At 50.5% G+C, this 22747-nt stretch carries 20 protein-coding genes; 16 read left to right on the forward strand and 4 right to left on the reverse strand.

Annotation, left to right across the window (positions count from 1 at the left end):
• Positions 1-38 precede the first annotated feature (38 nt).
• Complete coding sequence (locus ACI48K_RS06740; protein ID WP_475026794.1) at positions 39-539, forward strand: Crp/Fnr family transcriptional regulator; 501 nt, start codon at positions 39-41, stop codon at positions 537-539.
• A gap of 295 nt (positions 540-834) precedes the next feature.
• Entirely contained in the window at positions 835-1497 is a 663-nt protein-coding gene (locus ACI48K_RS06745; RefSeq protein WP_475026795.1) for a YitT family protein, read from the forward strand.
• A gap of 20 nt (positions 1498-1517) precedes the next feature.
• Here the strand turns inward: ACI48K_RS06745 and ACI48K_RS06750 are convergent, their stop codons facing one another.
• Positions 1518-2006, reverse strand: coding sequence for a DinB family protein (locus ACI48K_RS06750; RefSeq protein ID WP_475026796.1), 489 nt, complete (start codon positions 2004-2006; stop codon positions 1518-1520).
• A gap of 141 nt (positions 2007-2147) precedes the next feature.
• Here ACI48K_RS06750 and ACI48K_RS06755 point away from each other — a divergent pair, with 141 nt between their 5' ends.
• Positions 2148-2732 (forward strand): CGNR zinc finger domain-containing protein, encoded by a 585-nt coding sequence (locus ACI48K_RS06755; protein ID WP_475026797.1) that lies wholly within the window; start codon positions 2148-2150, stop codon positions 2730-2732.
• 118 nt (positions 2733-2850) lie between these two features.
• Here ACI48K_RS06755 and msrB read toward each other — a convergent pair whose 3' ends face one another.
• Positions 2851-3825: a peptide-methionine (R)-S-oxide reductase MsrB gene (gene msrB / locus ACI48K_RS06760; protein ID WP_475026798.1), complete on the reverse strand. Its 975-nt coding sequence runs from the start codon at positions 3823-3825 to the stop codon at positions 2851-2853.
• Positions 3826-4301: 476 nt separating this feature from the next.
• On the opposite strand from msrB, the gene ACI48K_RS06765 reads away from it, so the two are divergent.
• The gene (locus tag ACI48K_RS06765) at positions 4302-5000 is read left to right on the forward strand and encodes a TerC family protein (RefSeq protein ID WP_475026799.1); all 699 of its coding nucleotides are present in this window, start codon (positions 4302-4304) and stop codon (positions 4998-5000) included.
• Between the two features lie 57 nt (positions 5001-5057).
• Here the strand turns inward: ACI48K_RS06765 and ACI48K_RS06770 are convergent, their stop codons facing one another.
• A complete protein-coding gene (locus ACI48K_RS06770; protein ID WP_475026800.1) occupies positions 5058-5873 on the reverse strand; it encodes an AraC family transcriptional regulator in 816 nt (271 codons plus the stop codon).
• 149 nt (positions 5874-6022) lie between these two features.
• Between ACI48K_RS06770 and ACI48K_RS06775 the strand changes: the two genes are divergently transcribed.
• From ACI48K_RS06775 to nirD, 9 genes are all read left to right on the forward strand, one after another.
• On the forward strand, positions 6023-7081 hold the full coding sequence (locus tag ACI48K_RS06775; RefSeq protein ID WP_475026801.1) for a Gfo/Idh/MocA family protein: 1059 nt from the start codon (positions 6023-6025) through the stop codon (positions 7079-7081).
• Between the two features lie 33 nt (positions 7082-7114).
• On the forward strand, positions 7115-7885 hold the full coding sequence (locus ACI48K_RS06780; protein WP_475026802.1) for a sugar phosphate isomerase/epimerase family protein: 771 nt from the start codon (positions 7115-7117) through the stop codon (positions 7883-7885).
• Complete coding sequence (locus tag ACI48K_RS06785) at positions 7878-8960, forward strand: Gfo/Idh/MocA family protein (RefSeq protein ID WP_475026803.1); 1083 nt, start codon at positions 7878-7880, stop codon at positions 8958-8960. The genes ACI48K_RS06780 and ACI48K_RS06785 overlap by 8 nt, the downstream gene beginning before the upstream one ends.
• A 98-nt stretch (positions 8961-9058) precedes the next feature.
• A complete protein-coding gene (locus ACI48K_RS06790) occupies positions 9059-10027 on the forward strand; it encodes a sugar phosphate isomerase/epimerase family protein (RefSeq protein WP_475026804.1) in 969 nt (322 codons plus the stop codon).
• A 243-nt stretch (positions 10028-10270) separates the two neighbouring features.
• A complete protein-coding gene (locus ACI48K_RS06795) occupies positions 10271-10588 on the forward strand; it encodes a winged helix-turn-helix transcriptional regulator (RefSeq protein ID WP_475026805.1) in 318 nt (105 codons plus the stop codon).
• 59 nt (positions 10589-10647) lie between these two features.
• Positions 10648-11214, forward strand: a complete 567-nt coding sequence (locus ACI48K_RS06800) for an FAD-dependent oxidoreductase (protein ID WP_475026806.1) — start codon at positions 10648-10650, stop codon at positions 11212-11214.
• A gap of 414 nt (positions 11215-11628) precedes the next feature.
• The gene (locus ACI48K_RS06805; protein ID WP_475026807.1) at positions 11629-12102 is read left to right on the forward strand and encodes a hypothetical protein; all 474 of its coding nucleotides are present in this window, start codon (positions 11629-11631) and stop codon (positions 12100-12102) included.
• 183 nt (positions 12103-12285) lie between these two features.
• Positions 12286-14715 (forward strand): nitrite reductase large subunit NirB, encoded by a 2430-nt coding sequence (gene nirB, locus ACI48K_RS06810; RefSeq protein WP_475026808.1) that lies wholly within the window; start codon positions 12286-12288, stop codon positions 14713-14715.
• Positions 14716-14771: 56 nt separating this feature from the next.
• Positions 14772-15104, forward strand: coding sequence for a nitrite reductase small subunit NirD (nirD, locus tag ACI48K_RS06815; protein ID WP_475026809.1), 333 nt, complete (start codon positions 14772-14774; stop codon positions 15102-15104).
• Between the two features lie 341 nt (positions 15105-15445).
• Here nirD and ACI48K_RS06820 read toward each other — a convergent pair whose 3' ends face one another.
• The gene (locus ACI48K_RS06820) at positions 15446-16162 is read right to left on the reverse strand and encodes a Crp/Fnr family transcriptional regulator (RefSeq protein ID WP_475026810.1); all 717 of its coding nucleotides are present in this window, start codon (positions 16160-16162) and stop codon (positions 15446-15448) included.
• Between the two features lie 443 nt (positions 16163-16605).
• Here ACI48K_RS06820 and adhE point away from each other — a divergent pair, with 443 nt between their 5' ends.
• From adhE to pflA, 3 genes are all read left to right on the forward strand, one after another.
• Entirely contained in the window at positions 16606-19221 is a 2616-nt protein-coding gene (gene adhE / locus ACI48K_RS06825; RefSeq protein WP_475026811.1) for a bifunctional acetaldehyde-CoA/alcohol dehydrogenase, read from the forward strand.
• Between the two features lie 254 nt (positions 19222-19475).
• Positions 19476-21737: a formate C-acetyltransferase gene (gene pflB / locus ACI48K_RS06830; protein WP_475026812.1), complete on the forward strand. Its 2262-nt coding sequence runs from the start codon at positions 19476-19478 to the stop codon at positions 21735-21737.
• 140 nt (positions 21738-21877) lie between these two features.
• Positions 21878-22618, forward strand: coding sequence for a pyruvate formate-lyase-activating protein (pflA, locus tag ACI48K_RS06835; RefSeq protein ID WP_475026813.1), 741 nt, complete (start codon positions 21878-21880; stop codon positions 22616-22618).
• Positions 22619-22747 lie beyond the last annotated feature (129 nt).

The following is a 22747-nucleotide window of genomic DNA, read 5'->3' on the forward strand; positions in this document are numbered from 1 at the left end:
TAGGACTAACAGCAATTAATGGGGAATGGAGAGATAGAATGATTTTGCATAAGGGAGAAGTCTTGTTCCATCAAGGCGATGAAGGAGAATATCTGTACCACGTCAAAAGCGGGCTGTTCAAAGTTACGCGCCTGCACGAGAACGGCAATATCGTGTTGTTCAACATTTTGTATCCGGGCGAGACCGTTCCTCATCATTCCCTGATTTCGCCGAAGGAGACCCACGGCACGGCGACGGCGCTGATGCGCAGCGAAGTGGAGGCTATCCCCGCGCAAAAATGGTATCGGGAGCTGGAGGAGGATCCGAAAAAACCGCTGGAGGTGGCGAGGCTGCTGCAAGAGAAGGTCCGGTTTATGCAGGAGCGGCTTGATCACCTGACCGTCGGCACGCCGGCGGAACGTCTGGAATTGCTGACGAAATGGCTGGGCCAGCATGCTCATGGGGCTCCTTTAACCGATTATTTGACGCAGGAGGAGATCGGCCAGCTGATCGGCGTAAGAAGAGAAACCGTCAACCGGTTGCTGCATCGCGGACATTGATCTTTTTTACAAAAGAAGCGATTTTAGTCATGAATGACTTTGTGGTATAATATGAATAGAAGAAAATCAAATGGAAAGGATCAGGATACCATGAGTTCCCGAAGGACGAATTCCCAAAGGACGATTTGGAAACGTTGTGATCTCTCTTATACTTAGCTTCTTTCGCGGCGTGTCGGTTTACGGCCAATAACCCTGCGAAAGAGGCGTGTGATGATGCGAAGGACGAAGTCCTCTAGGATCTTCTCCGTAGGGTGTTGCCGTGAGGTCAACCAAACTGCGATAAGAGGGATTCCGAATGAGGAAAAAAACAGGATGGCAAGTTAATGGTGTTCAGTTGTTAACCATGTTGTTCGGATCATGTTTGCTGGCGTTTACTTATTATCATATCAATTTTCAAAACGGATTGTCGGAAGGCGGTTTTGTCGGGCTTGCTCTGTTGGGCAAATACCTGTTTAATCTGCCGCCGGCGCTGTCGATGATCGTGCTTGACGTTCCGGTGATTGCGGTGGCCTTGTTCCTGAAAGGGCCCCAATTTGTAGTGAACACGTTGTTTGCTTCCCTGGTATTCTCGGCATTTTATGAATTATGCGAGAAATTCTCGCCGCTGACCATGGATTTGCATGCGAATTTGCCGCTGGCGGCGCTGCTCTCGGGTTTTCTGACGGGAATCGGAGCGGGCCTCGTACTGCGGGCCGGCGGGGCTACCGGCGGAGACGATATTTTGTCCACGCTGATCAGCCAATGGTCCGGAATAAAAATCGGCACGGTGTTCATCATGATGGATGCGGTTGTGCTGACGATTTCACTCTTGTATATGCCACTCAAGGAAACCATGTATACAGTAATGGCGGTGTTGATCGCCGGCAAGATGATTACGTGGACGGTTCATTACGGTCAAGGCGGCTTGTCGCCTCTCCGTGTGCCGTACCCGGTTAAGGAAAAAACGGCTCGAGCTTAAGCTCGAGCCGTTTTTTTGCCTTAAGATCTCCACGAACCCTGCAGCTTGCGGATCAGCACGATTTGACCGGCGTGATAGGCGTCATGCAGCAGCCAGCGCGACAGTTCGCGCCCGGTAGGCTCGGAGGTTGCGGCATAAGGCGCCTCCAGATCGCTTTCGGTCAACCCGGCGATCGTTTCGTGCAGCCCCAGAGCAATCCGCTTCGTTTCGGCAAGCATTTCATTCCAGCTTCCCGCATCCAGCGGTTCTCCCGGTTCGTTAAACGTTTCTTCGTTGGTTTCGGCGCCAGCTCCGGGATCGATGTGATTTAAACGGCTGAGAATGCGTTTGTTGTAGTAGTTGATATGGCTGACCGTTTGCCGGATCGTATTGCCTCCGCCGGGCGGCTGCCAAGCGGCCTGTTCGGCGGTAACGCCTTCCAGCGCCGTGGATAAAGGGACGATCCATTCCTCGACTTCCCAGGTATTGCCTTTTTGCAGCAGAAGCAGGTCGGTTGCGCTTACGCTCACGTACTCATCCTCCTTAATAAGGTAACTGGCTAATTACGGTTTAAAGGGTTACAATGGGATTGTAACATATATTAAACATGAGTGTAACCACTTATTTTGCAAATAGATAGTTACGCATGATGGCAGTAGGAGCTGAAGGACTTGGAGACGCTTTGGAGTGATTTTATTAACAGTGAATGGCATGACTGGCGCGGGAGCGGCCGCTCGGAGGACCGGCTCGGACAAGTCAAATGGCAGTCGCGTCTGCTGCGCGATTGGGGATTGACGGCTTCCGTTCCGGCTGCGCCGGAGGAACTGCAGCGGATGGAAGCTTTCCGCGAACGGCTGCATGATCTGGCGGACAAAGCGGCCGAAGGCGGGTCGATGGGTGAAGAGGATTGGCGGTGGCTGAATGGGGCGATGGAGAAAGGGGCGGTTTACCGGCGGGTCGCGGCAGGAACGGGTGAGCGCCGCATGGAGCTTATCCCGCTCCGGGAGGATTGGGATCAGGTAATGGCGGAGGTTGCCTCCGGTTTCGCGCAAACCCTGCTGGAAGGAGAACCCCGGCGGGTCCGGGTTTGCGACAATCCGGATTGCCGGTGGGTTTTTTACGACGATACGAGGAACCGGACCAAAAAATACTGCGAGGATAAAACCTGCGGCAATCTAATGAAGGTGCGGCGATTCCGGGCCAGAAAAAAAGCCGGGCAGGAGCAAGAAACGAAAGACGGAATGATGGAACGGTAAGACAGCGAAAAAACGCAGGCGAATAATATTCGCCTGCGTTTTTTTGCGCATGAAAGGGAATAACGAATTGGTTGTTCCCTTTCGCTGATTAGCCTTAAGAAAGCTCTCCGCTTTATATTCACCGTGATTCGAACAGCGGCAAGTATTCTCCGTACCCTTCCTTTTCCAGATCGGCCTTCGGAACGAAGCGAAGGGCGGCGGAGTTGATGCAGTAGCGAAGTCCCGTCGGCTCGGGCCCGTCGTCGAAGAGATGGCCGAGATGGGAATTGCCCGAGCGGCTGCGCACTTCGGTCCGAATCATGAAATGGCTGGTATCGGTCTTTTCCTTGACGTTGTAATCCCGAAGTGGGCGGGTAAAGCTTGGCCAGCCGCAGCCTGCGTCGTATTTATCCGTGGAGCTGAACAGAGGTTCGCCCGAAACGATGTCAACATAGATGCCTTCCTCCGTATGATCCCAAAACTCGCCGGTGAACGGTCGCTCCGTGGCGCTGTTTTGCGTGACCTCGTATTGGATCGGCGTCAGACGGCGTTTCAGTTCCTCCTTATCCTCGGGTCCGGACCAATGCTGCTCGATAAAATCTTCCCGTCCCGAGCCCTTGCGATACCGTTTGTAATGGCCCGGATTTTTCCGGTGATACCCTTGATGATATTCCTCCGCGGGATAAAAAGGCGAGGCCGGGATGATCGGAGTGACAATCGGCTTGTCGAAACGACCGCTGTTCACGAGCTCAAGACGAGACAGTTCCGCCTCCTGCCGCTGCCGGTCATTGTGATAAAATACGGCCGTCCGGTAAGAATCGCCGCGGTCGTGAAATTGCCCGCCTTCATCCGTCGGATCGATTTGCTGCCAATACAGCTCCAGCAGCTTCCGGTAAGGGAAAACCGCCGGATCAAACGTGATTTGGACGGCTTCGTAATGGCCGGTGCCTCCGGCGCACACTTGCTCGTATGTCGGATTTATCGTATGTCCGCCGGTATAACCCGAGACGATTCCGTGGATGCCGGGCAGTTCTTCAAATGGCGATACCATGCACCAAAAGCAGCCGCCGGCAAAAGTAGCCAGCTCCAAGCCCGAAGATGGCGTTGTACTCATCTATAATCCCTCCATTCAATATGACGAAATTTAAAATCTAAAGTATTCGGTTCCATTATAGCGTTTTTCCCGCCAAATCCCAAACGGCAGCGACAGGCTGTTTTCCCAATTTCATATAAATCTGGCTTTATGAAATAGCGCATGCTATAATAAATTTAAATAAACATGCATGGTTCCCAAAGGGGAGTAGCTTGTAACAATAAAGTCGTCATTACGGGATATACATACCCCGGCTTTATTGGCAACGAATCCGTTGTTAGCGAGACCTTTGCCCGTCGCGAGTATTGGGTAAAGGTCTTTTTTGATGCGATTTTTGCGTCGTGCCCAATATGGACACGGCGCATTTTTTATAGATTCGAAGAATGAGGCCTCACCGTAAGGGCCGATATTTTAGAATCTTCAGAGAACCGCAGCCGGTTTTTTGGAAAAATGGGCCCACTGCATGGTAAATCAAACCTATGGGAAGGGGAGAGAATATGGATTTATTTGCAGTGGAGTTTTGGACCGCGTTATTGTCCATCGTGTTGATTGACCTTGTGCTGGCCGGCGATAACGCGATCGTCATCGGGCTTGCCGCGCGGAATGTGCCGAAGGCCGATCAGAAAAAAGTGATTTTATGGGGGACGGTAGGGGCAATCGTCGTTCGGGTGATCATGACGGTGCTGGTCGTTCAGTTGCTGAACATCCCCGGTCTCCGTCTGGCGGGCGGACTGGCTTTGATTTGGATCGCCTATAAGCTCCTGGTTGACGAGAAAAGCCATGAGATCAAGGCGGGCAACCGTATGCTCGCGGCCATTCGCACGATCATTATCGCCGATGCGATGATGGGGCTGGATAACGTGCTTGCCGTAGCCGGAGCCGCGCATGGGGACGTGACCCTGGTGATCGTCGGGCTTGCCATTTCCGTACCGATCATGGTTTGGGGCAGCACGATGATTTTGAAGCTGACGGAACGTTTCCCGATCGTCATCACCATCGGCGCGGCGGTTCTGGCCTGGACAGCGTCGAAGATGATCGTCGCCGAACCGCTAATTCACGACTGGTTCACCTCAGGGTTCATCAAATACGGCTTCGAGCTTGTAGTCGTCCTGGCGATCGTCGGGCTGGGAACCTGGATGAAAAAACGAAAATCCCGGATGGTTGACAATCATTCCTCCGTATCCGAAATGAACTGACATATGAGAAACGCCGCTTTTCGTCAAACGCGTTGACGAAAGCGGCGTTTTTTGGCCTCAGACCCCTCGGGCCGATTGCCGAAACTGCTTTGGCGACATGCCATATCGTTTACGGAATACTTTGTGGAAATAGTTGTAACTCGGAAAGCCGGAGCTTTCGGCGACGTCCTCCAGCGACAGCGGGCTGAAAATAATCCGTTCGCGGGCCATGTTTAGCCGTACATCCAGCGTATATTGAATGATGCTGGTGTCGAATACTTCCTTAAACAGATGCACGGCACGCGAGACGCTGATGCCGACATGGGAAGCCGCATCTTCCAACTTGAAGGGAGAGGCGGCATTTTCTTCGATATAGTTCTTGATCCGATGGGCAAGATAAGTCGGATAGCTTGGCAAAGGCTGCTGCAGCAGATTGCGGTCGATATCCATGCATAATATTTTCAAATAGTACTCGGCGATTTCCGGAGAAGGATTGGAGATTCTCCGCTGCTCCAGCATGATCTGGCGAAAAGCTCCGATGATTCCTTCGGACAGCGGGATTTTGATGCGCTGGGGGCGGGTCCGCCGCTTCCACCAGGACTCGATCCATTCGCCCATCGCAAAGATGTGGTAATCTCCGCTCGAGATCGTATTTTCGCCAATTCCGTTTTCCTCGGCTTCGATTTTCAGTTCGTAAGGCTCGTCCGGCCCAAAAAGAAGCAGGTCTCCCGGTTCCAGCAGTTCAAGTCGGCCGCCCAGACGGGTGCGGCATTTGCCGGAGGTTTGCAGCCGAATCAGATAGTGGCCCATGCCGTTTGCCTGATAACTGTGATAAGGCTTGCGATGCACGGAATAACCGGCAAACAAAATTTGCATGTTTTGATTTTCGCTCATGAAGCGTCCCCCAGTGGCTGACAAAAATAATGACCAGATTGTTCATGTTTTAATCATATTATTCATTTTACAATGCGGCAATTTGAAATACCATGGGATTGTAGTTGATCGGCTACAAAATAATATACTGCTTCACAGGAGTGATGCTATTGACCGAGATCTGCATCGGCATGATAGGCTGTGGAAATATCAGTCCGGCCTATTTGAAGTATTTGGGACAAAGCGAGATTGTGAAAGTGGCCGCAGTAGCTGATTTGCTGCCCGAGAAGGCTCGCGAGCGGGCCGAGGAATTTGGAGTTGAAAACGTATACACGGTGGAGGAAATGCTTCGGCATCCTGAAATCGATATCATTCTCAACCTGACGGTGCCTTCCTCCCATGCGGCGATTGATCTGGCCGCGCTGGAAAGCGGCAAACACGTCTATTCGGAGAAGCCGCTGTCGATTTCGCTTGCGGATGCCAAGCAAGTGATGGATCTGGCTGAAGCCAAAAATCTGCGCGTCGGCTGCGCGCCCGATACCTTCCTTGGGGCCGGAATTGAGACGAGCCGCCGGGCCATTCAAGGCGGACTGATCGGCAGACCGGTTGCAGCTGCAGCTTTTATGATGGGATCGGGCCCGGAAGCCTGGCATCCGAACCCCGAATTCTTTTATGTCGATGGCGGAGGCCCGATGTTTGACATGGGACCGTATTATCTGACGGCGCTCGTACAACTGCTTGGCCCGATTGCACGAGTCAGCGGCTCTGCGGAAATTCAAATCGCGCCGCGTTTTGTGCAAACCGGACCTAAAACCGGTACGGAAATTTCGGTGGATACGCCGACCCATTACAGCGCGACCCTTGATTTTGCCGGAGGGGCCATCGGCACGATGATCATGAGCTTCGACATCCCGGGCGGAAGCTCGCTGCCCTGGATTGAAATTTACGGGACGGAAGGGACGCTGCATGTTCCCGATCCGAACTGGTTTAACGGCGACGTCACGATAACTCGCCCCGGAGCGAGCGAACGTGAGCTGCTTCCGCCGGTATATCCCAGCGGGCAGAACGAGCGGGGACGAGGCGTCGAAGAAATGGCCAAAGCGATTCTGGAAGGCCGGGAACACCGGGCAAGCGGCAGGCTTGCGCATCATGTGCTGGAAGCGATGCATGCGGTCAAGCAATCCTCGCAGGAGGCCCGCCATATCACGCTGACCGAATTCCATTTTTGATGAAACAAAAAATAATAATTTGAGGTGATTGTAATGGTACAAGTAGGATTGCAGCTTTACACGGTTCGGGATCACATGGAACGCGATTTTGAAGGAACGCTCCGCAAGGTAGCCGAGCTTGGTTACCAAGGCGTTGAGTTTGCGGGTTATTTTGGACGTACGGCTGAGCAGGTTCAAGCGATTCTGAAAGAAACCGGCTTGGCCGTCATCGGCGCTCATACCCCGTACGCTCGGCTGAAAGATGCGCTGGAAGAAGAAATCGCGTTCAGCAAGGCGATCGGGAATCGTTATCTTGTGTTCCCTTATCTGGCGCCGGAAGAGCGGGGCCGCTGGTATGAGGTAATCGAGGATCTGAAAGTGATCGGCGAGCGCTGCGCTGAAGAAGGACTGGTTTTATGCTACCACAACCATGATTTCGAATTGACCCAACTGCTCGGAGGCAAACCCGTCCTGGACGTCATTTATGAAGAAATTCCGGCCGAAAAAATACAAGTTGAGCTGGATTCGTGCTGGGTAGCCTTTTCCGGAGCCGATCCGCTGGAATACATCGTGACATATCGCGACCGGCTGCCGCTCCTTCATTTGAAAGATGTGATCACGAAAGAAGACGGTTCTCCGGAAACGGTTGAGCTTGGAAAGGGTGAAATCGCCGTGCAATCCATTGCCGATGCCGCCATCGGAGCAGGAGTGAAGTGGCTGATTGTCGAACAAGACTATTGCGCGGGGAATTCCCTTGACAGCATTGCCGTAAGCATGGAATGGCTGCGTGCTTACGCCAAAGAAGGAGGAAGAATCGATGTCTAAGACGGTAAAAGTTGCGATTATCGGCTGCGGAGGGATTGCGAACGGTAAGCATTTGCCTAGCCTTTCGAAGCTGTCGGAGGTTCAATTGGTGGCCTTCTGTGATATTATCGAGGAGCGGGCGACCAAAGCCGCGGCGGAATACGGCGCCGAAGGAGCCAAAGTCTACACGGATTTTCGCCAATTGCTGAAGGAAACTGATGCTGAAGTAGTGCATGTATGCACGCCAAACGATTCCCATTCCGAAATTACGGTGGCCTCGCTGGAGTCCGGCAAACACGTAATGTGCGAGAAGCCGATGGCGAAAACGGCGGAGCAGGCGCGGCAAATGCTGGACGCGGCCAAACGCACCGGGAAAAAGCTGTCGATCGCTTACCAGAACCGTTTCCGCAACGACAGCTTGTATTTGAAGGAGCTATGCGAGAACGGGGAGCTCGGCGACATTTATTTCGGCAAGGCGCTGGCACTGAGACGGCGCGCCGTCCCGACTTGGGGCGTATTCCTGGACGAAGAGAAGCAAGGCGGAGGCCCGCTTATCGACATCGGTACGCATGCCCTTGATTTAACCCTGTGGCTGATGGACAATTACGAGCCGAAAAGCGTCACCGGTTCGGTATTTCATAAGCTCGGGAACCGCAAAAACGCGGCGAACGCTTTTGGACCGTGGGATCCGGAGCAATTTAAGGTTGAGGATTCCGCGTTCGGCTTCATTACTATGAAAAACGGCGCGACCATCGTATTGGAATCCAGCTGGGCGCTTAACGTAGCTGAGTTCGGCGAAGCCAAAACCTTGCTGTGCGGAACTGAAGCCGGCGCGGACATGACGAACGGCCTGCGGATCAACGGCGAGAAATTCAGCCGCCTCTATGAGACGAAAGTCGATATGGGTTCCGGAGGCGTGGCATTCTTTGACGGCAAGCAGGAAAGGGATGCCGACCGGGAAGCCAGAGCCTGGGTGGAAGCGATTCTGGAAGACAAGGAACCGCTCGTTAAACCGGAGCAGGCGCTGGTCGTTACGGAGATTCTCGAAGCGATCTATAAATCGGCCAAAACCGGGCAAACCGTTTATTTTGACTAGGCCTGTATACAAAACTAAGCGTATGCTTCCGATGCAAGTTTTGTCCGAAGAATACACTCAGATGCTTACGCTCACAAAACTTTTTAGGAGGAACCAAGATGAAGTTAGGAGTATTCATGGTATTATTCGGCGGACGTCCTTTGGAAGAGGCGCTGGATATCGCGGCGGCACAAGGATTGAAGGCAGTGGAAATCGGCACGGGCGGACATCCCGGCAACGCGCATTGCAATCCGGATGTGCTGCTCTCGGATAAAGCGGCCAGAGATCGCTTCAAGAACGCCGTGGAATCCCGCGGCCTGATCATCAGCGCCCTTAGCTGTCATGGCAATCCGCTGCATCCGCAGAAAGCGATCGCGAAAGAATTTCACGACGTGTTCGTAAAAACCGTTGAACTCGCCGAACTGCTCGAAGTTCCTGTAGTTAATACATTTTCGGGTTGTCCCGGCGATCATGAAGACGCCAAATACCCGAACTGGCCGGTGGCCCCATGGCCGAACGATTTTCAGGAGGTTCTCGATTGGCAGTGGAAAAACAAAGTTATTCCTTACTGGACGGAGTGGGGTAAATTTGCGTCCGATCATCATGTAAAAATCGGTCTGGAGCTGCACGGCGGATTTTCCGTCCACACTCCGGCAACGCTGCTTCGGCTTCGCGAAGCCGCCGGTGAAGTGATCGGCGCCAACCTGGATCCAAGCCATATGTGGTGGCAAGGCATTGATCCCGTCCAAGCGATTTCGATCCTTGGCCGCGCCGGCGCGATCCATCACTTTCATGCAAAGGATACTACGATCGATCCGATCAACGTTAGCCGGTACGGCGTCACCGACATGCAGCCTTATTCAAATATGCAGGACCGGGCTTGGCAGTTCCGTACCGTCGGATACGGCCACGATCTCAAAACTTGGGCGGACATTATCAGCGCCCTCCGTTTGTATGGATATGACTACGCGGTCAGCATCGAACACGAGGACGGCCTGATGTCGATCGAGGAAGGCTTTACCAAAGCGGTTCGCAATTTGCAGCAGGTGCTGATGGAGGATTCCGCCGGCGAAATGTGGTGGGTATAACCTACAAAACCTGCAATATACTAGTAGAGGAAGTTGAGCATACAGCTCTTACGCAACTCGAAAAGCGGCTGCCCTGAGGCGGCCGTTTTTTTAAAATCGAAACGGCGTTCGGTATTTGGCCTATACTTTTTGTATAGAAATATGCTAATATGAAATATACTAACTAAACGTAAGCTTTTATATGGGTTCTTCCATTCGACTTATATAGAAGCTGGTTTCTATACAATAAAGAGGTGAACATTTATGGATGAGAAGTCTACAGCGATGTGTCCGCGTTTTGAATCGGCTTTTTCTTTTCTCGGAAAACGCTGGAACGGTTTGATCATTCGAACCTTATTGAGCGGACCGAAACGATTCAAGGATATTTCAAATCAGATTCCTTCCATGAGCGATAAGATGCTGTCGGAGCGGATGAAGGATTTGGAATGCGAAGGCATTTTGATTCGCCATGTTTATCCTGAAACGCCGGTTCGAATCGAATACGAGTTGACCGAAAAGGGGAGAGCGCTTCGCCCGGTCATGGATCAGGTGCAGACTTGGGCCGAAGAATGGATTAAGTAGACCACATGCCGTTTTTGGTGACGGAAGCGGCATGAATATTATTGAAAGTAGGTGTACTTGTGGCTGAGGTAATTGTAATTGGAGCAGGACCGGCAGGAGCTAGCGCAGCTTTATTCCTGGCAAAAGCGGGGAAAGAAACCCTGGTTCTGGACAGCAACGCCAGCATGACCAAGCGGGCTTGGATTGAGAACCACTATGGGGCTAAGGACATTACCGGTCCGGATTTGCTGGCGATCGGACGGGAGCAAGCGGAGAAATTCGGAGCCAAATTCATCGAAGAGAAAGTGTCGGATATCGATACGAACGGCGGCACGAAAGTAACCGTCAAAACGGAATCCGGCCGCAGCTATGAGGCTTCCCATATTATTTTGGCAACCGGAGCCCTTACCGAGCTTGCCGGCCATATCGGGCTGGAATTGAAGGAAGGCCGGGAACCGCGGATCAAAAATGTAATCGCTACCGACGAATTTGGACATACAAGCAAGCCGCGGATTTGGGCTGCGGGAACTGTAGCCGGAGTCAGCGTCCATACGATCATCACCGCCGGAGACGGCGCGAAGGTGGCCATCGAACTGATTAGTGAACTTAATGGCGAGCGTTACGTGGATCACGACATACTTAAATAAATAAGACAAATAACGTCTATATAAGTTGAATCCATGAAAAAGTAGCTTGGCAAGAGTGTGAAATGTTCTGGCAGAAGCGAAAAGCTTTCTGAAAGAAAGCTGCACCTTTAAGCATAGGCTTCGTTCGCCTTTGTGACCGGATGTCACTCCATTTGAATTAAATAAATCCATGAAATCCGGGAACAATAGCGATCGAAAGAATATTTCACACGGCTGCCGTTATACGTATTCAATCTTTGATTCAATTTATATAGTTAGACGTTAAGGAGGCCTTCCCGCTTTAGGGGAGGCCTCTTTTGCGCCCTGACAAGTTTTTACGGCGGCATTTGGAATATTCTTAATCCCCCTAAGGGAAAATGGGATTAAGCGAAAACGCAACTGGCGGCAAAAACAACACTCACCGGAGGAAAGGCAGTGGCGGCAATGAGCGCAAACACAAAATTATGGATTGTTATGACATTAATGATGGTGTGGATTTGTACCGCCTGCGCAAAAGATCAGCCGATTCCAAGCCAGATGCCTCCGGAAGCGATGAAAAAGCAGGTCCAGGCCGAGAAGCCGGAAATAACTTTGGATATTGACGGAGGTTTTTTCGTTCCCGATATGACGCGCAGCCTCCGCTTCGATTACATGGACGGAAATACCGTAAGGGATGCATTAATAAGCAGCGGGACCGTTGTGCTGACTGCGGAAGAGGACGCGATCGAGTCGGTAGGCAGCGTTTCGCTGGATTCCGCGTTGGGATGGGGCGTTAAGCTGAATGAACGGGAACTGCCGCCGGCAAAATGGAATACTCCCCTTCAGGCGGGTGATGTCATTTTGGTTTATGTGAAAACGGGCGGCAGTGGGCAGAGCAAAGCGGAAGTTCCCGGCCGGGCGAAACCTTGAGCAAAATTTTGTATTTTTTTCAATAGGAATGGAAAATGATTTCGACAATTCTTGTGAATTCATTCACATTTAAAGTGCCTGGAATCACAAATGGCTCCTGTTTTGATAGGTACACTTTCGGTATAGGATGGCGCAGCTTTTATCGATAGGAATAAGCCTATACTGAAGGAGGCACTACTGACAATGGGAATAGACAAAGAAAAGCTTGTGGTGATCGGCAACGGCATGGCGGGAATCAGCGCCGTAGAGCAGATTTTAAAGTTAAGCTCGAAATACGATATTACCGTGTTCGGAAGCGAACCGTACCCGAACTATAACCGGATTATGCTCTCTTACGTACTGGAAGGCAGCAAAACGCTGGATGATATCGTACTGAATGATCTGAACTGGTACCGTGACAACGGGATTACGCTTCACACAGGAACTGCGGCGATAAAAATCGATGAATCGGCAAAAGAAGTCTTGGCGGATAACGGTATGCGAGTGCCTTATGACAAAGTGCTGATCGCAACCGGGTCCAATTCGTTTATTCTTCCGATCCCGGGCAGCGATAAAGAAGGTGTCGTAGGCTTCCGCGATATCGCCGACTGCCAAAGCATGTTGGAAGCAGCCAAAACCTGCAGGAAGGCAGCCGTCATCGGTGGGGGATTGCTTGGACTGGAAGCGGCCAAAGGACTTGTCGAACTGGGAATGGACGTAACCGTAGTCCATTTGATGGAAGATTTGATGGAGCGCCAGTTGGATCGTCAAGCGTCGTCCATGCTGCAGGCCGAACTTGAACGGCAAGGGATCAAATTCAAAATGGGCGCTCAGACTGTCGAACTGCTTGGCGATTCGCGGGTCAGTGGGCTCCGGTTTGCCGACGACACGGCGCTGGAAGCCGAATTTGTCGTCATGGCCGTCGGTATCAAGCCAAACATCGCGGTGGCGAAAGAAAGCGGTATTGAAACAGGCCGGGGAATTTCGGTGAACGATTATATGCAAACCTCTATGGAAAACGTTTATGCGGTTGGGGAATGTGCCGAGCACCGGGGAGTGTGCTATGGGCTCGTAGCGCCTTTATTTGAGCAAGGCATGGTTCTGGCGAAGCATATCAGCGGTGTGGAGACAACTCCGTATGAAGGATCGGTCGTTTCGACCAAGCTCAAAATTTCCGGGGTGGATGTGTTCTCCACCGGAGAATTTATCGATGGACCCGAGCACACGATGATCAGCAGCAAAGACGATTGGAAACGCATGTACAAGAAAATATTGCTGAAGGACAATCATCTGGTTGGGGCCGTGCTGTTTGGCGATATTTCCGATTCGGCCGAGCTGCAGAAGCTGATCCGGCAAAACGCCGAGATGACGGATGAACTCTATGCTTCCTTGATGGGTTCGGGATGTACCGCCGGGAAAAAAGAAAAATCGGTGGAAACGATGCCCGATGACGAAATTGTTTGCGGCTGCAACGGCGTAACGAAAGGCACGATCGTGGACGTTATCACCAATCAGGGATTGACCACGGTGGACGAGATCAAGGCTTGCACCGGGGCGACCCGTTCCTGCGGCGGCTGTAAACCGGTTGTCGAGCAGATTTTGCAGTATGTGCTTGGCGACGGATTCAAGTCGGCGGCCAAACAGGGAATCTGCGGCTGCACGACGCTTGGCCGGGATGAGATCGTTGCAGAGATCAATGCCAAAGGCTTGCGGACGACCAAGGAAGTGATGAACGTCCTTGGCTGGACTCAGCCGGAGGGCTGTTCCAAATGCCGCCCGGCGATCAACTATTATCTCGGGATGATTTACCCGGATACCCACGAGGACGAGAAAGAATCGCGTTTCGTCAACGAGCGCATGAACGCCAATATTCAGAAAGACGGAACCTATACCGTCGTTCCGCGGATGTACGGCGGTGTGACGACGCCGGAGGATTTGAAGAAAATCGCCGACGTATCGCTGAAATATGATGTCAAAGTCGTCAAAGTCACAGGCGGGCAACGGCTGGATTTGATCGGAGTGAAAAAAGAGGATCTTCCGAAGGTGTGGGAAGAGCTCGCTATGCCGTCCGGGTATGCATACGCCAAATCGCTGCGCACCGTTAAAACCTGTGTAGGCTCGCAGTTCTGCCGCTTCGGCACTCAGGATTCGATGGGAATGGGCGCGCTGTTGGAACGCAAATTCGAACGGCTTGATTTTCCGGCCAAATTCAAAATGGCGGTCAACGGCTGTCCGCGCAACTGCGCCGAGTCGTGTACGAAGGACATTGGCATCGTAGGCAACGACGGCGGATGGGAGATTTTTATCGGCGGCAACGGAGGAATTAAGGCGCGCCTTGCCGACTCGCTCTGCAAAGTAAAAACCGACGAAGAACTTATTGAGCTGTGCGGAGCCATTATGCAGTATTACCGGGAAACGGGAAATTACCTGGAAAGAACCTCGGAGTGGGTGGAGCGGCTCGGTTTGGAGCACATCAAATCGGTTGTCGTGGACGATTCTGAAGCCCGTAAAGCATTGGCGGAACGGATCGAATTTGCTTTGAAGCAAGTGTCCGATCCCTGGAAAAAGATGCTGCAAGACGAGCCCGGTAGCGGCAAAATGTTTCACAGCCTTGAAATGGGCGAACGGCTGTAAAGGCGTTTGAAGGAAGTATGGTGCATGACGAAAGAACGGAAGGGAGAAAACGGCGCATGAGCAGTGAAATAGGCAAAGAAATCTATCGTCTGGCGGGAGCTTTGGAGGAATTTTTGGTGCAAATCGGCCGGGTTGTCGATCTCAGCGGCCGGCAGGTGGCGGTTTTTCGCGTTTCGGACGGCCGGGTATTTGCGGTGCTGAACCAAAGTCCGCATCCGAAGGGCGGGCCGTTGGCAGAGGGAATCGTATCAGGGCATTACCTGTATGATCCGCTGCACGATTGGAAAATCGATTTAACTACGGGATCGGTTCAGGCCCCCGACAATGGTCAGGTTCCGGTATTCCCGGTAAAGGTGGAAGAAGGACAGGTGTGGATCGCCGATTTTTGATTGGATCAATGCGATAAATGGTGAGGCGATCGCTTCTGGGGCGCTGCGGATATGGCGCCTTTCAAGCGCTGCGGTTTCCTCACAGTTGCACAGAAGAGGCCGGGCCTATGGGCGAAAAGTATACGGGCCGCCTTTAAAGCCGTGTTCCAATCCAATATAAATTCACGCAGGAACACGGCTTTAACAGCGGCTGATGCCCCATAGGCATGGCTTCCCAACACGCCAAAGTTTAGAGTTCGCTCACTAACACTACCATACATAGGCACAGCAAAAAACCGTCCATTCGCTTCCGAGGACGGTTTTGCTATAGGCACCCCCGGAAATGACGCGAATTCCGTACGTCAGATCCGGCAAATTTCATTTGGGCACAGCTCGCAGTGACAGATGTCCTGCAGCATCACAAGGTCTTTGATCACAATCATCCCGTTTTCATATTCCAGGGCATCTTTTTTCCGCAAATCGCTGAGCATACGGTTAACACTTTCGCGTGTGGCGCCGATCATGTTCGACAAGTCGGTGTGCGTAATCTTTTTGTTGATCAGAACCGTATCGCCATGCTGTTCGCCATACGTGTTGCTGAGGCGGATCAGCGTGGAGCAGAGAGCGCCCGGTTTGCCGTACATCATTAAATCGCGGAATTTCGTTTGAGTTAAGCGGTGATGGATTCCCATCCATTTCATGAAGTCGATGGCGAAATCGCAATGCTGGCAGATCATGATTTCGAGATCTTTTTGCTCGATGACGCCGATTTCGCTGTCTTCGATCACTTCCGCGGTAAAGCTGTGTTTGGTGCTGAAGAACGGATCGGCTTGGCCGACCATGTCTCCACGTCCATACATGTACAAAATCAGTTCCTTGCCTTCGTCGGTCGATTTCGTCAGTTTCACGCGACCGCGTTTGATATAAAACAGTTTATCGGAAAAATCACCTTCCCAGAACAAATGCGTCCCCTCAGGATATGCTTTGTCTTTCATGGTGACGAGAAGGCGGTTGAAGTTTTGCTCTGTAAAACAGCTGGTGTTGCCGCGGGGCAGGGTGGCATTTACGATTTCACTCATCATTGATTTCCCCTTTGTACTCCAAATTTTTCTGAAAATTTTAAATTAATTATATAACGATTATTTGATTTTGGGGTGGCTCTTAAGCCTGAAAAAGTGTCGAAATTTCAACATTGTGACTAAATTCACTTTGTAACTTGCTAAAGTAGGGTATTAGACAAGGAACGACAGCGTTTTTTGGATTTCGTCAAAATTCTGCCATGCCTTTCTCCACATGTAAAGTATAATTGAAAAAAAACACATGGCAAGTGAAAAATTTTCACTTTATTTAAAGTATGTGAAAAAATTCACTATACAAGTTAAGACCCGTATGCTATGATAAATCCATAAAGAGAAGCGCAAAGCTTCGTAAGGGCAGACAAGTAAGTGAAAATTTTCACTATTACAATTTTCCTTCACGCTTACTGGTTTGAACCTTTCTAAATCTTAGGAGGATGAGAGAAATGGCCGTTAAGAACGAAGTGGTGACGAAAGTTCAGCCAACTGCAGAAGATTACATCCAAGGCTTGATCGACAAGGCGAAAAAAGCATCCGAAGCTTTCATGAACATGGATCAAGAGCAAATCGACAACATTGTGCAAGCGATGGCTTTGGCGGGGCTTGACAAGCATATGCACCTCGCGAAACTGGCAATCGAAGAAACGGGTCGCGGCGTATATGAAGACAAGATCATCAAGAACATGTTCGCAACCGAGTACATTTTCCACAGCATCAAGAACGATAAGACGGTAGGCGTGATCGAAGACAACTCTTACGACAACTTCCAAAAAATCGCGGAACCGGTCGGCATCATCATGGGGATTACTCCGGTAACCAACCCGACTTCGACAACGATCTTCAAATCTCTGATCGCGATCAAAACTCGCAACCCGATCATTTTCGGATTCCATCCATCCGCCCAATCTTGCAGCACCGAAGCTGCGAAAATCCTGCTCGAAGCTGCCGTTAAGCATGGCGCTCCTGCGGACTGCATCCAATGGATCGAAAATCCGTCGATGGATCGTACAAACGCTTTGATGAATCATAAAGACATTGCCTGTATCCTGGCAACCGGCGGATCCGCTATGGTTAAAGCGGCTTACAGCTGCGGCAAACCGGCTCTCGGCGTAGGCCCTGGTAACGTGCCTTGCTTCATTGAAAAGACTGCCGATCTGGACCAAGCGGTGAACGACCTGATTCTCTCCAAAACGTTTGATAACGGCATGATCTGCGCTTCCGAACAAGCGGTTATTATTGAAGAACCGATCTTCGACCAAGTGAAAAAGAAAATGATCGCCAACGGCTGCTACTTCGTGAATAAAGACGAAGCTGCAAAATTGACCGCAGGCGCAATCATTGCCGATAAATGCGCGGTGAACCCGGCGATTGTTGGCCAATCGGCTACAAAGATCGCCGAAATGTGCGGGATCGACGTTCCGGCCGGAACGAAAATTCTGGTTGCTGAAATCGAAGGCGTAGGTCCGAAATTTCCGCTTTCCGCCGAAAAACTGAGCCCTGTGCTGGCATGCTACAAAGTGAAAAATGCGGATCAAGGCATCGAACGCGCTCTGGAAGTTGTTCAATTCGGCGGCATGGGTCACTCTTCGGTCATCCATTCGAACAATGAAGAAATCATTCAAAAATATTCCGATGCTATGCCTACCTGCCGTATCCTGGTAAACCAACCTTCTTCGCAAGGCGGTATCGGCGATATCTACAATACGAACCTGCCATCGCTGACTCTGGGCTGCGGATCTTACGGACGCAACTCGACATCGTCGAACGTAACGGCTATCAATCTGATCAACGTGAAAAGGGTGAACCGTCGTACCGTGAATATGCAATGGTTTAAAGTACCGAACAAGATCTACTTCGAAAAAGGCGCGACTCAATATCTTGCCAAAATGCCTGATATCACGCGTGTCCTGATTGTTACCGACCCTGTGATGGTGAAACTCGGATATGTTGAAAGAGTAGAACATTATCTGCGTGAGCGCCAAACTCCGGTAGCGATCGAAGTATTCTCGGACGTTGAACCGGATCCATCGACAACGACAGTTGAACGCGGTAGAGAATTGATGGAAAGATTCCAGCCGGACTGCATCATCGCACTCGGCGGGGGCTCGCCAATGGACGCCGCGAAGGGCATGTGGCTGTTCTATGAATATCCGGAAACCGATTTCCACAACCTGAAGCAAAAATTCATGGATATCCGCAAACGGATTTACAAATTCCCTCGTCTGGGTCAAAAAGCGAAATTCGTTGCGATCCCTACGACTTCGGGTACAGGTTCGGAAGTAACCTCGTTCGCGGTTATTACCGACAAAACCAACGGCAACACCAAATATCCTTTGGCTGACTACGAGTTGACTCCGGACGTTGCAATTATCGACCCTGAGTTCGTATACAGTTTGCCGAAAGCGGCCGTTGCCGACACCGGTATGGACGTTCTGACTCACGCCATCGAAGCTTATGTTTCGGTAATGGCTAACGACTACACGGACGGTCTCGCGATCAAAGCGATCCAACTCGTGTTCGAATGGCTGGAAAAATCGGCATTGCAAGCCGACAAACTGGCACGTGAAAAAATGCATAACGCATCGACACTTGCCGGTATGGCATTTGCCAACGCATTCCTGGGCATCAACCACAGCTTGGCGCACAAATGGGGCGGTAAATACCATACGCCGCACGGTCGTACCAACGCGATCCTGCTGCCGCACGTTATCCGCTACAACGCTAAGAAACCTACGAAATTTGCCGCATGGCCTAAATACACGAACTTTGTAGCCGACGAACGTTACGCCGAAATCGCCCGCATTCTGGGACTGCCGGCTCGTACGACCGAAGAAGGCGTGAAGAGCTTGATCAAAGCGGTTCGCGACCTGAACAAAAAACTCAGCATGCCGGAAACCTTCCAAGAACTTGGTTTCGACGCGAAAGAATTCGAAGCCGGCGTAGCGGAACTTGCTGACCGCGCATTTGAAGACCAATGCACCACAGCAAATCCTAAGCTGCCGCTGGTCACCGAGCTGGCTGATGTGTACCGCGACGCATTCTATGGAAGATTTGAAGAATAAGTGAACAGGTAAGTCGAGAAGAGTGACAAATATCACTTAGAGTGATATTTGTCACACTCTTTTTATGGTGGTTGAGCTATTATTACAGTATAAATGATCCCTCATAGATTTATGATGGAAAAGGATTCGGAACACGTGCTGTTCACAATTGTTGTCAAAGTTGTGAAAAGTATCACAAATTTTAAGGGATCATGAGGCGCGGGATATATCCTTCAAACCGCGTACTTCAAACTATATATATGGAGGGAATAAAGATGTCGGTGATGGAAAAAGAAACAACGGCAGTGCAAGACGCATGGAGAGGTTTTAAACCGGGCAAATGGATGAAAGAGGTTAACACCAAGGATTTCATCGATACGAACATCACGCCTTATGAAGGTAACGAATCTTTCTTGAAAGGTGCTACGGCGAACACCAAAGCATTGTGGGAAATCGTATCCGATCTGTCCAAGAAAGAAAGAGAAGCCGGCGGGGTGCTGGATGTTGACGTAAATACGCCATCCACAATTACTTCCCACGCTCCTGGCTTTTTGGACAAGGACAAAGAACAAATCGTAGGTGTACAAGGCTCCGCTCCTTTCCAACGCACGATCCGTCCTAACGGCGGCGTAAGAATGGTTATTACGGCTTGTAAAGCTTACGGCTTTGAATTGCCGGAAGAAATCGTAGACCTGTATACCAATGTTCGCAAAACACATAACCAAGGCGTATTTGATGCCTATACTGCAGAAATGAGAAATGCCCGTCATACCGGTATCATCACTGGTTTGCCAGATGCCTACGGCCGCGGTCGTATTATTGGCGACTATCGTCGTATAGCACTGTATGGCGTGGACTTCCTGATCAAACAAAAGCAACAAGAACATAAAGAACTCGAAGTTGACGTGATGGACGTTGACGTGATTCGTCTTCGCGAAGAACTGTCCGAACAAATCCGCGCTTTGGGCGAATTGAAACAACTCGGCGAAATGTACGGTTTTGATATTGCAAGACCTGCAAATACCGCTAAAGAAGCTTTCCAATGGCTGTATTTCGGTTACTTGGCAGCCGTTAAAGAACAAGATGGCGCTGCAATGTCCCTTGGCCGCGTATCTTCCTTCCTTGACGCCTACATCGAACGCGATCTTGCCGAAGGCGTTTTGACTGAAGAATCGGCTCAAGAACTGGTTGACCATTTCGTTATGAAATTGCGGATCGTTAAGTTCCTGAGAACTCCTGAATACAACGAACTGTATAGCGGCGACCCGACTTGGGTAACTGAGTCCATTGGCGGCATGTCCGTAAACGGAGTTACTCGCGTTACCAAGAACAGCTTCCGTTTCTTGCATACCCTGAAAAACCTGGGTCCTGCTCCGGAACCAAACCTTACGGTTCTTTGGTCCGAAAGATTGCCGGAAGCGTTCAAACAATTCTGCGCTAAAGTTTCGATCGAAACCAGCTCGATTCAATACGAAAACGACGATCTGATGCGTCCGATTTACGGCGACGACTACGGCATCGCTTGCTGCGTATCCGCAATGCGCATCGGTAAACAAATGCAATTCTTCGGAGCTCGCGCAAACTTGGCTAAATGCCTGCTGTACGCAATCAACGGCGGTAAGGATGAAAGATACGGTTCCCAAGTTGGTCCTGAATATCCGGCGATCACTTCCGAATATCTGGATTACGAAGAAGTGATGAAACGTTTCGTTCCTATGATGGAGTGGCTGGCTAAGCTTTATGTAAATACTCTTAATGTTATTCACTACATGCATGATAAATATGCTTACGAACGTATCGAAATGGCGCTGCATGACCGTGACATTCTCCGTACGCTGGCTTGCGGTATCGCCGGTCTGTCCGTTGTAACCGACTCCTTGAGCGCTATCAAATACGCGAAGGTAAAAGCCATCCGCAACGAAAACGGCATCGCCGTTGACTTCGTAACCGAAGGCGAATACCCTTGCTACGGCAACAACGACGATCGTGTTGACCAAATCGCGGTTGATCTGGTTGAGAAATTCATGAGCATGATCCGCAAACAAACAACTTACCGCAATGCATTGCCGACACAATCGATCTTGACTATCACTTCGAACGTTGTATATGGTAAGAAAACGGGTACTACACCTGACGGACGTAAAGCAGGCGAACCGTTCGCTCCAGGCGCTAACCCAATGCACGGCCGCGATAAGAAAGGTGCTCTTGCTTCCTTGAGTTCCGTAGCTAAACTGCCATATGAACACAGCTTGGACGGCATCTCAAATACCTTCTCCATCGTGCCTAAAGCACTGGGTAAAGACGAAGATGTTCGTAAATCCAACCTCGTATCGATGATGGACGGCTACTTCGGCAGCGACGCTCATCACCTGAACGTCAACGTATTTGATCGTGAACAACTGCTCGACGCTATGGATCATCCGGAAAACTATCCACAATTGACCATCCGCGTTTCCGGATATGCGGTTAACTTCATCAAGCTGACTCGTGAACAACAACTTGATGTTATCAACCGTACATTCCACGGCCAAATGTAATTGAATTCTAGACTTAAGCAGTATTAATCGTATAATCTAGACTTACCAAAGAAGCAGCTTTCTTAACGGAAGCTGCTTCGTAAGTCTTGTGAAATATTTAAAAATTTAAATTTATATACATTTTGAAAGGGTGACGAAAGATGCTAACAGGCCGCATTCATTCTTTGGAGACCTTCGGAACGGTTGATGGACCCGGTATTCGTTTCGTGCTCTTTATGCAAGGTTGCCTCTTGAAGTGCCAATACTGCCATAATCCGGACACCTGGAGCTTGACGGAAGGCAAGGAAATGACCGTGGAAGAAGTTCTTGCCGAGATCGAATCTTATCTTCCCTATTACCGCTCATCGGGCGGTGGTTTAACGGTATCCGGCGGCGAAGCTACGCTGCAGGCTCCGTTTGTTACCGAATTGTTCCGGGAAGCCAAGAAACGCTGGAACCTTCATACATGCCTGGATACCAACGGCTACAATGAGGGGGATAAAATCCGCGACCTGTTGGACGTGACCGATCTGGTCCTGCTTGATTTGAAGCATATCGACAACGAGAAGCACATCAAGCTGACGGGCAAACCTAATGACCGCATGCTTGCAATGGCTCGGTGGCTGTCCGAACACGGCCGGAAAATGTGGATTCGTCACGTATATGTTCCCGGCATTCATGACGACGAAGAAGATTTGCTGAATCTTGGACGATTCGTCGGCACCTTGCAAGGAGTAGAAAAATTTGAAATTCTTCCTTATCACCAAATGGGAATTTACAAATGGCAGGAGCTTGGTTGGGATTATCCGCTGGAAGGCGTTCCTTCTCCAACGGATGAAGAGATCGAACGGGCATATCGTTTGATTCGCGAAGGACAACAGCAAGCAACTCCTGTAGAATAAACGGGTTTGTGTTATATAACATGACATAAAAATCGAATATAAAACTAAAACGGTTAAATCTAACACAATTATGTTAGGTTTAACCGTTTTCATTTTTAAGTTTAGATGATATTATCCCGGTAAAAGAAA

This window comes from Paenibacillus terrisolis (genome assembly GCF_056171975.1).